Origin of the sequence: Aeromicrobium sp. (genome assembly GCF_047607065.1) — a bacterium.
Lineage (GTDB): Bacteria > Actinomycetota > Actinomycetes > Propionibacteriales > Nocardioidaceae > Aeromicrobium.
On the sequence record NZ_JASGDU010000044.1, the window covers coordinates 86,452 to 94,872 of the forward strand.

Genomic DNA, 8,421 nt, shown 5'->3' on the forward strand with positions numbered 1-8,421 from the left:
CCGCTCAGACCACTCCCCCCCCCCCGAAAGGGGTGGGACTCACTCCGCGCTGCCGGCCTCGACCGCGAGCGGCTCGCCGCCCTCGGTCAACTCCAGATCGGCCTTGGCAGTGCCGACGAAGGTGAACGTGGCGCTCGGCCCCTCGCCCTCGACGTCGACCAGCACGATCTGCCCCGGACGCAACTCGCCGAAGAGCATCTTCTCGGCCATCGTGTCCTCGATCTCGCGCTGGACCGTGCGCCGCAGCGGGCGCGCGCCGAGCACCGGATCGAAGCCACGCTTGGCGAGCAGGTCCTTGGCCGCCTGCGTCAGCTCGATGCCCATGTCCTTGTCGGCCAGGCGCTTCTCGAGCGAGGCGATCATCATGTCGACCATCGCGATGATCTGCTCCTGCGTCAGCGGCGGGAACACGACGATCTCGTCGACGCGGTTGAGGAACTCCGGGCGGAAGTGCTGCTTGAGTTCCTCGGACACCTTGGCCTTCATGCGCTCGTAGGAGCCGGCCACGTCATCGGCCTGGCTGAAGCCCAGGTTGACGCCCTTGGCGATATCGCGCGTGCCGAGGTTCGTCGTCATGATGATGACGGTGTTCTTGAAGTCGACCAGCCGGCCCTGGCTGTCGGTCAGGCGGCCTTCCTCGAGGATCTGCAGCAGCGAGTTGAAGATGTCCGGGTGGGCCTTCTCGACCTCGTCGAACAGCACCACACTGAACGGCTTGCGGCGCACCTTCTCGGTGAGCTGGCCGCCCTCCTCGTAGCCGACGTAGCCGGGGGGCGCGCCGAACAGCCGCGCGACCGTGTGCTTCTCGGAGTACTCGCTCATGTCGAGCTGGATCAGCGCGTCCTCGTCGCCGAACAGGAACTCCGCGAGCGTCTTGGACAGCCAGGTCTTGCCGACGCCCGAGGGGCCGGCGAAGATGAACGAGCCGCCGGGCCGGCGCGGATCCTTCAGGCCCGCGCGGGTACGCCGGATGGCCCGCGACAGGGCTTTGATGGCCTCGTCCTGGCCGATGACCCGCTTGTGCAGCTCGGCCTCCATGTTGAGCAGTCGGCTGGACTCCTCCTCGGTGAGCTTGACGATCGGGATGCCCGTGGCCAGCGCCAGCACCTCGGCGATGAGCTCCTCGTCGACGACCGCGACCGCGTCCATGTCGCCGGCCTTCCACTGCCGCTCGCGCTCGGCCTTGGCGGCGATGAGCTTCTTCTCCTCGTCGCGCAGGGAGGCGGCGGCCTCGAAGTCCTGGGCGTCGATGGCGCTCTCCTTGCGGCGGCGCACGTCGGCGATCCGGTCGTCGAAGTCCTTGAGGTCCGGCGGAGCGACCATACGGCGGATGCGCAACCGCGAGCCGGCCTCGTCGATGAGGTCAATCGCCTTATCCGGCAGGAAGCGGTCCGTCACGTACCGGTCGGCGAGCGTCGCGGCGGCGACCAGGGCCTCGTCGGTGATGGTGACGCGGTGATGCGCCTCGTAGCGGTCGCGCAGGCCCTTGAGCATCTCGATGGTGTGCGCGATGGACGGCTCGGGCACCTGGATCGGCTGGAAGCGGCGTTCCAGCGCGGCGTCCTTCTCGAAGTGCTTGCGGAACTCGTCGAGCGTCGTGGCACCGATGGTCTGCAACTCGCCGCGGGCCAGCATCGGCTTGAGGATGCTGGCGGCGTCGATGGCACCCTCGGCCGCGCCGGCACCGACGAGGGTGTGGATCTCGTCGATGAACAAGATGATGTCGCCGCGGGTGCGGATCTCCTTGAGCACCTTCTTGAGGCGTTCCTCGAAGTCGCCGCGGTAGCGCGAGCCGGCCACGAGCGCGCCGAGGTCGAGGGTGTAGATCTGCTTGTCCTTGAGCGTCTCGGGCACGTCGCCGCGGACGATGTCTTGCGCCAGGCCCTCGACGACCGTGGTCTTGCCGACGCCGGGTTCGCCGATGAGCACCGGGTTGTTCTTGGTACGGCGGGAGAGGACCTGCATGACGCGCTCGATCTGCGTCTCGCGGCCGATGACCGGGTCGAGTTTGCCCTCGCGGGCGGCCTGGGTGAGGTTGCGGCCGAACTGGTCGAGCACGGTCGATCCCTGCGGCGCGGATTCCTGCGACGGAGCGCCGGCGGTCTCGGTCTCCTTGCCCTGGAAGCCCTGGACCAGTTGGATGACCTGCTGGCGCACGCGGTTGAGGTCGGCACCGAGCTTGACGAGCACCTGGGCGGCGACGCCCTCGCCCTCACGGATCAGGCCGAGGAGGATGTGCTCGGTGCCGATGTAGTTGTGGCCGAGTTGCAGCGCCTCGCGCAGGGACAGCTCGAGGACCTTCTTGGCGCGCGGCGTGAACGGGATGTGCCCGCTGGGTGCCTGCTGGCCCTGGCCGATGATGTCCTCGACCTGGGCGCGGACGGCCTCCAGGGAGATGTCGAGGCTCTCCAGCGCCTTGGCCGCGACGCCCTCGCCTTCCTGGATCAACCCCAGGAGGATGTGCTCGGTACCGATGTAGTTGTGGCTGAGCATGCGCGCTTCTTCCTGCGCGAGCACGACCACACGGCGAGCCCGGTCAGTGAATCTCTCGAACATGGCGTCCCTCCCGGTGTTGGGCTGTCCGCACAGTCTAGTGTCGGCCAGTTGCGGGACAGACCTCTGTCCGCACACCGACCCCAACGGACCGGCACCGCCCGGGTGTTCCTCGCGTTCGCTCTCGGCGTAGGCCCGGCTACTCGGCGCGAGCGATCAGACTGCTCACATGCTTTCCGATCTGGCGATCGGGAAGAGGATCGCCTCGCGGATGCCGATGCCCTGCAGGAGCATGACGAGCCGGTCGACGCCCAGACCCATGCCGCCGGCGGGGGGCATGCCGAACTCCAAGGCGCGCAGGAAGTCCTCGTCGACGTCCATCGCCTCGGGGTCGCCCGCAGCCGCCAGGCGGGCCTGCTCCTCCAGGCGCTCGCGCTGGATCACCGGGTCGTTCAGCTCGGAGTAGGCGGCGGCCAGTTCGACGCCGTTGATGATGAGGTCCCACGCCTCGACCAGGCCCGGCGTGCTGCGGTGCTTCTTGGCGAGCGGGCGGACCGCTTCGGGGTAGTCGCGCACGAAGGTCGGCTGGACGAGGGTGTGCTCGACGAGCTTCTCGTACAACTCCAGCGCGATCTCGTCGGCTCCCCAGTGGGGCTGGAGGGCGACGCCGTGGGTGTCGGCGAGGGAACGCAACTCGTCGGCGGAAGTCGTCACGTCGACATCGCGCCCCACGGCCTCGCTGACGAGTTCGTGGAGGGTGACGTGACGCCATTCGCCTTCGAGGTCGATCTGCGAGCCGTCGCGGCCGGGGACGACGGTCTTGCCGGTCGCGCGCGCGGCGTCGACGACGAGGTCTCGGGTGAGCGTGGCCATCGTGTCGTAGTCGCCGTAGGCCTCGTACACCTCGAGCATCATGAACTCGGGGTTGTGGGTGTTGTCGACGCCCTCGTTGCGGAAGTTCTTGCCGATCTCGTAGACCCGGTCGATGCCGCCGACGAGGGCGCGCTTGAGGTGGAGTTCGAGGGCGATGCGCAGCAGGGCCGGCTCATCGAAGGCGTTGACGTGGGTGGTGAAGGGGCGGGCTGCGGCGCCGCCGTTGGTGTGCTGCAGGACCGGCGTCTCGACCTCGATGAAGTCGTCGCCGTCGAGCGTCGAACGCAGGGAGCGGAGGACCTTGGCCTTGGCCCGGACGTTGTCGCGCGCCTCGGGCCGGACGATGAGGTCGACGTAGCGCAGGCGGGTGCGGGCCTCGTCCGAGAGCGGCTTGTGCTCGTTGGGGAGCGGGCGCAGGGTCTTGGCCGCAAGGGTCCAGGAGGTCGCCTGGACGCTCAGCTCGCCGCGACGGCTGGTGATGACCTCGCCGGTGACCGAGAGGTGGTCGCCGATGTCGACGAGCCGCTTGTAGTCGGCCAGGGATGCCTCGCCCACCTCGGCGAGCGAGAGCATGGCCTGCAGTTCGGTGCCGTCGCCTTCGCGCAGGCGGGCGAAGCAGAGCTTGCCGGTGTTGCGCGTGAAGATGACGCGGCCGGTGACCGAGACCGTCTCGCCGCTGTGGTGGTCGGGGCCGAGGGCGTCGGCGTCGAAGGATCCGACGATCTGCTTCAGCGTGTGGGTGCGCGGGACACTGATCGGATACGGCGCGACACCGGCCTCCAGTAGCTCGGCCCGCTTCTCACGGCGGATCCGCAACTGCTCGGGCAGGTCTTCGTCGGGCTCGGGCACAGGTACGTCGGTCACGCGCCGAGTCTAGTTGTGGGGGTCAGTGCTCGACGGAGCGATACGGTGGGCACACAGCCGTTCCCCGCCAGCCGGGCGGGGATGATCCGTTGCGACTCGCAGTGCGGAACCGTTCCCCGCGTCAGCGGGGGTCTCTTCCGCAGTAAGGCTGTCACCGGTGCACCTCGGTATCCCGCCGAGTCGAGAGACACCTGTCCCGCTCGCTGCGGCCTGAATACGTTGGCATCGGCAGTCGGTGTCCTTCCGGACGGTGACCGCCGAGGCGGGTGCCCGCGCGGATCAGTGTGCTCAAAAATAACGAGCCGGGCTCGATGCTCAACGTTCCCCGGTTGCAAGGCCTCGGAAGGCTCTCATCTGAGCCATGCCCCACCGCGCCCCACCGCGCGCATCCACGGGTCGCTCGCGGGGGCGGGTAACGTCTCAGCGTGAGCCACGACCACGCCGACCGCAGGGGCACCGCCGGTGTGCTCGGTGCGTTCGCGGTCTGCTCCGCGCTCCTGGCGACGGTCGCCGAGACCCCATCCGCGCCGGAGGAGCGGCCCACCGTGTCGGATCTGTCCGGCTCCGTCTCCCCCGTCTCCCTGCTGGCACCACCTGACCCTGCCACGGGAGCCGGCGGCCTCGACCACGTCTCATGGGACTCCGACGGCATCGTGCGCGTCGACGGCCACCTCCTCGTCAACAAGTCCTTCCCCCTCCCCGCGTGGTACGACCCCGGCGGCCTCGACCCGCAACTCGTCGCCGCCTTCGACGCCATGCAGGCCGAAGCTGCCCAGGACGGCGTCTCCCTGCGCATCGTCTCGGGCTACCGCAGCTACGCCGACCAGCAGGACAACTACCAGGCCCGCGTGGCCGCTGCAGGTGTCGAGGCCGCCGACCGCGGCATGGCGCGCCCCGGACACTCCGAGCACCAGGCCGGACTCGCCATCGACGTCAACGACGTGTCGGCTTCCTTCGCCGACACCGCCGCCGGGCGCTGGGTCGCCGAGAACGCCCACCGCTTCGGCTTCGTCATCCGCTACCCCGACGGCAAGGAGGACATCACCGGCTTCAAGTATGAGCCGTGGCACCTGCGTTACCTGGATGTCGACCTCGCTACCCGTCTCGTCACGGCCGGACTCACCCTGGAGGAGTACTACGGCCTGCCGTCGTCCTACTGAGATCGCGCGGACGGATCAGCCGTATTGCGCTCGTGGACCAGGCGCAGACCGGTCAGCGTCAGCCACGGATCCCGATGAGTGATCGTCACGCAATGATCGATCACCACATCGGCATACGCCCCCGTCGCGATCACCGCGACCTCGTCGGCATCGGCCCCCAACGCCTCGATCATGCGCTCGACGAGTCCGTCGACCAGCCCGGCGAAACCGAACACCGCCCCGGACTGCACCGCCTCGACGGTGTTCTTACCGATCACGCCCCGCGGCTCCGCCAGTTCGACGGCCCGCAGCTGCGCCCCCCGCCGCGCGAGCGCCTCCAGCGACAGCTCGATGGCCGGCGCGATGGCCCCGCCGACGTACCGGTTACCTGCGTCGACCACGTCGAAGATCGTCGCCGTCCCGTTCATGTCCACCACAACCGCCGGACCCCCGTACATCTCGGCGGCCGCCAGCGCGTTGACGATGCGGTCCGCGCCGACCTCGCGCGGGTTGTCGGTGTGGATGGGGATGCCGGTCTTGACCCCCGGCCCGACAATCGACACCGGCAGGTGCGCATAGTGCCGCTCCAGCATCGCGCGCAGTTCCACCTGGATCGCCGGCACCGTGCAGCACATCGCGACCGCCTCGATATCGGCCAGACCCGCCGAGCGCACGAACCCGTGTGCGAGCAGGTGCCACTCGTCAGCGGTCCGGCGGACCTCCGACGACACCGTCCAGTGCTCGACCAGACGCGACCCGTCGAAGACCCCAATGACCGACTGGCTGTTGCCGATGTCGAGGGTCAGGAGCGTCACGAACGACTCGCCACCAGGGGATTGGAGACGATGTCGCCGCGGATCAAACCCGTGCCCGGCAGCGCCTCGGCCGGATCGGACCCGGTGCCGATGATGCGGTTCTCCGCATCGACGAACACGACCTTCGGCTCGAACGAGCGCGCCTCGGCGTCGTCCAACTGCCCGTAGGCGATGAGGATGATGAGATCGCCCGGCTGCACGAGGCGGGCAGCGGCACCGTTGATGCCGATGACGCCGGAGCCGCGCTCGCCCTCGATGGCGTAGGTGACCAGGCGGGCACCGTTGTCGATGTCGACGATGTGTACCTGCTCGCCCGGCAGCAGACCCGCCGCGTCGAGCAGGTCGGCGTCGATGGTGACCGAGCCGACGTAGTGCAGGTCGGCCTGCGTCACGGTGGCGCGGTGGATCTTGGAGGTCATCATGGTGCGAAACATGGTCAGTTTCCTTCCGAGGGGGCACCGCACAGGGTCACGGCACAGTTGTCGAGGAGACGGGGCTTGCCGACGCGAGCGGCGATCAGCAGTCGCCCCTCCTCGCCAGAACCCGAGGGATCGGGATCGCCGAGATCGGCGGAGGTGACCGCGACATAGTCGGCCACCACACCGAAGTCGGCCAGACGAGCCAGCGCTGCGGCACGCACGGCCTCCGGCCCGTCGGCAGCCGCAGCCACACCGGCCGCCAGTGCCTGCGAGAGGGCCACGGCCCGGTCCCGCTCATCGGGAGTCAGATAGCGGTTGCGCGAACTCATGGCGAGTCCGTCCGCCTCGCGCACCGTCGGGCAGCCGACGACCTCGACCCCGAGGCACAGGGTCTGCGCCATCGAACGGATCAGCGCGAGCTGCTGGTAATCCTTCTCGCCGAACACTGCGACATCGGGCCGCACCAGGCCGAAGAGCTTGGCGACGACCGTCAGCACCCCGCGGAAGTGGGTGGGGCGGGCCGCGCCCTCCAGCACGGTGCCGAGCGGGCCGGGGTCGACCGTGATCTGGGCGTCCAGGCCGCCGGGGTACATCGTGGCGACCTCGGGGGCGAAGAGCACGTCGACGCCGGCCTCCGCGCAGCGCTCCAGGTCGCTCTCCCAGGTGCGGGGGTACTCGGTGTAGTCCTCGCCGGGGGCAAACTGCGTCGGGTTGACGAAGATCGAGGCGACGAGGGTGTCGGCGAGCGGGCGGGCGTGCTTCATCAGCTGCACGTGCCCGTCGTGCAGGGCACCCATCGTCGGCACCAGGGCGACGGTCCCGCTCAGCGAACGCAGTTCGGCTGCGGTGCGCGCGACAACGGGACTCATCGGACCGGCTCCGGGGTGAGGACCGCGCCCAGCGAGGCGGCGGCCGCGTCGTCGATGCGCCCGTCGGCATGCGCCCGTGCGACGGTGGCGCGCGCGAGCGCGGCGTAGGTGGCGGCGATCTGCGGATCCTCGATGGCCGCCAGGTGCTCGCACACTGTGCCGGCATCGCCGCGGGCGACCGGGCCGGTCAGCGCCGCGTCGCCGTAGGCCAGCGTGTTCGACACCGCCGCGCCCACGAGCGGGGCGAGGATCGCCGACGGGTCCTGCGCGCCGATGGAGCGCAGGAGGTCCAGGGCCTGATTGAGCACCGTGACGAGGTGGTTGGCGCCGTGGGCCAGGGCCGCGTGGTACACAACCCGGTCGGCCTCGGCGATCCAGACCGGCGTGCCACCGGCATCGCGGGCGAGCGCCTCGACGGCGGCGCGGTCCTCGTCGAGGGCGGTCAGCCCCATGACGCAGGTGCGGTCGAGGTCGACGTGGCTGCCGGTGAAGGTCATCGCCGGGTGGAAGGCGGCGGTCCGGACGCCTCGGGCGGCCAGCGCGGCGAGCGGGCCGCGCCCGTGGCGGCCGCTCGTGTGCAGGACCAGCGTGCCGGGGCGCACGAAGGGTGCCAGGTCGGTGGCCACCGTCTCGAGCGCGTCGTCGGGGACGGCGAGCAGGAGGACGTCGCAGGAGGCCGCCACCTCCCGCGCGCCCTCGCACACGGGCACCCCGGGAAGGAGGGTCTGTGCACGTAACTGGGAGGCCGTCGACCGTGCGGTGACCGCGACGATCTCGTGACCGGAACTGCGTAGACGGGCTGCCAGGACGGCACCGACTCGACCGGCGCCGACGACGCCCACGCGGACTCGCGACATGTGTGTGCCTTCTTCCGTTCCAGTCCCGAAGGGGTACCAGACAAAGTGACGGCGTCAGTCTATGCCCGACGCGAAGGGCCGCGCAGCGTGAC

General features: G+C 69.7%; 7 protein-coding genes and 1 pseudogene. 1 reads left to right on the forward strand and 7 read right to left on the reverse strand.

Annotated features, from left to right (window positions below; all coding sequences use genetic code 11):
* Positions 1-39: 39 nt before the first annotated feature.
* Positions 40-2,556, reverse strand: a complete 2,517-nt coding sequence (locus QM597_RS06570) for an ATP-dependent Clp protease ATP-binding subunit (protein ID WP_415004070.1) — start codon at positions 2,554-2,556, stop codon at positions 40-42.
* 162 nt (positions 2,557-2,718) lie between these two features.
* A complete protein-coding gene (gene lysS / locus QM597_RS06575) occupies positions 2,719-4,230 on the reverse strand; it encodes a lysine--tRNA ligase (protein WP_415004071.1) in 1,512 nt (503 codons plus the stop codon).
* 425 nt (positions 4,231-4,655) lie between these two features.
* On the opposite strand from lysS, the gene QM597_RS06580 reads away from it, so the two are divergent.
* The gene (locus tag QM597_RS06580) at positions 4,656-5,390 is read left to right on the forward strand and encodes a D-alanyl-D-alanine carboxypeptidase family protein (RefSeq protein ID WP_415004072.1); all 735 of its coding nucleotides are present in this window, start codon (positions 4,656-4,658) and stop codon (positions 5,388-5,390) included.
* Here QM597_RS06580 and QM597_RS06585 read toward each other — a convergent pair.
* The 5 genes and pseudogenes from QM597_RS06585 to QM597_RS06605 all read right to left on the reverse strand — a co-directional run.
* Entirely contained in the window at positions 5,384-6,184 is an 801-nt protein-coding gene (locus tag QM597_RS06585; RefSeq protein WP_415004073.1) for a type III pantothenate kinase, read from the reverse strand. The genes QM597_RS06580 and QM597_RS06585 overlap by 7 nt on opposite strands.
* Positions 6,181-6,618, reverse strand: coding sequence for an aspartate 1-decarboxylase (panD, locus tag QM597_RS06590; RefSeq protein ID WP_415004074.1), 438 nt, complete (start codon positions 6,616-6,618; stop codon positions 6,181-6,183). The genes QM597_RS06585 and panD overlap by 4 nt, the downstream gene beginning before the upstream one ends.
* A 2-nt stretch (positions 6,619-6,620) precedes the next feature.
* Positions 6,621-7,472, reverse strand: a complete 852-nt coding sequence (panC, locus tag QM597_RS06595) for a pantoate--beta-alanine ligase (protein ID WP_415004075.1) — start codon at positions 7,470-7,472, stop codon at positions 6,621-6,623.
* Entirely contained in the window at positions 7,469-7,969 is a 501-nt protein-coding gene (locus QM597_RS06600) for a DUF2520 domain-containing protein (RefSeq protein ID WP_415004077.1), read from the reverse strand. The genes panC and QM597_RS06600 overlap by 4 nt, the downstream gene beginning before the upstream one ends.
* A 15-nt stretch (positions 7,970-7,984) precedes the next feature.
* Positions 7,985-8,332 (reverse strand): annotated as a pseudogene (locus tag QM597_RS06605) (NAD(P)-binding domain-containing protein); the annotation flags it as partial.
* Between the last annotated feature and the right edge of the window lie 89 nt (positions 8,333-8,421).

What these genes read in the sequence shown, in the direction of transcription:
- QM597_RS06600 (WP_415004077.1), bottom strand. Translation starts at nt 7,969, where the DNA reads ATGACCTTCACCGGCAGCCACGTCGACCTCGACCGCACCTGCGTCATG.
- panC (WP_415004075.1), bottom strand. Translation starts at nt 7,472, where the DNA reads ATGAGTCCCGTTGTCGCGCGCACCGCAGCCGAACTGCGTTCGCTGAGC.
- QM597_RS06570 (WP_415004070.1), bottom strand. Translation starts at nt 2,556, where the DNA reads ATGTTCGAGAGATTCACTGACCGGGCTCGCCGTGTGGTCGTGCTCGCG.
- panD (WP_415004074.1), bottom strand. Translation starts at nt 6,618, where the DNA reads ATGTTTCGCACCATGATGACCTCCAAGATCCACCGCGCCACCGTGACG.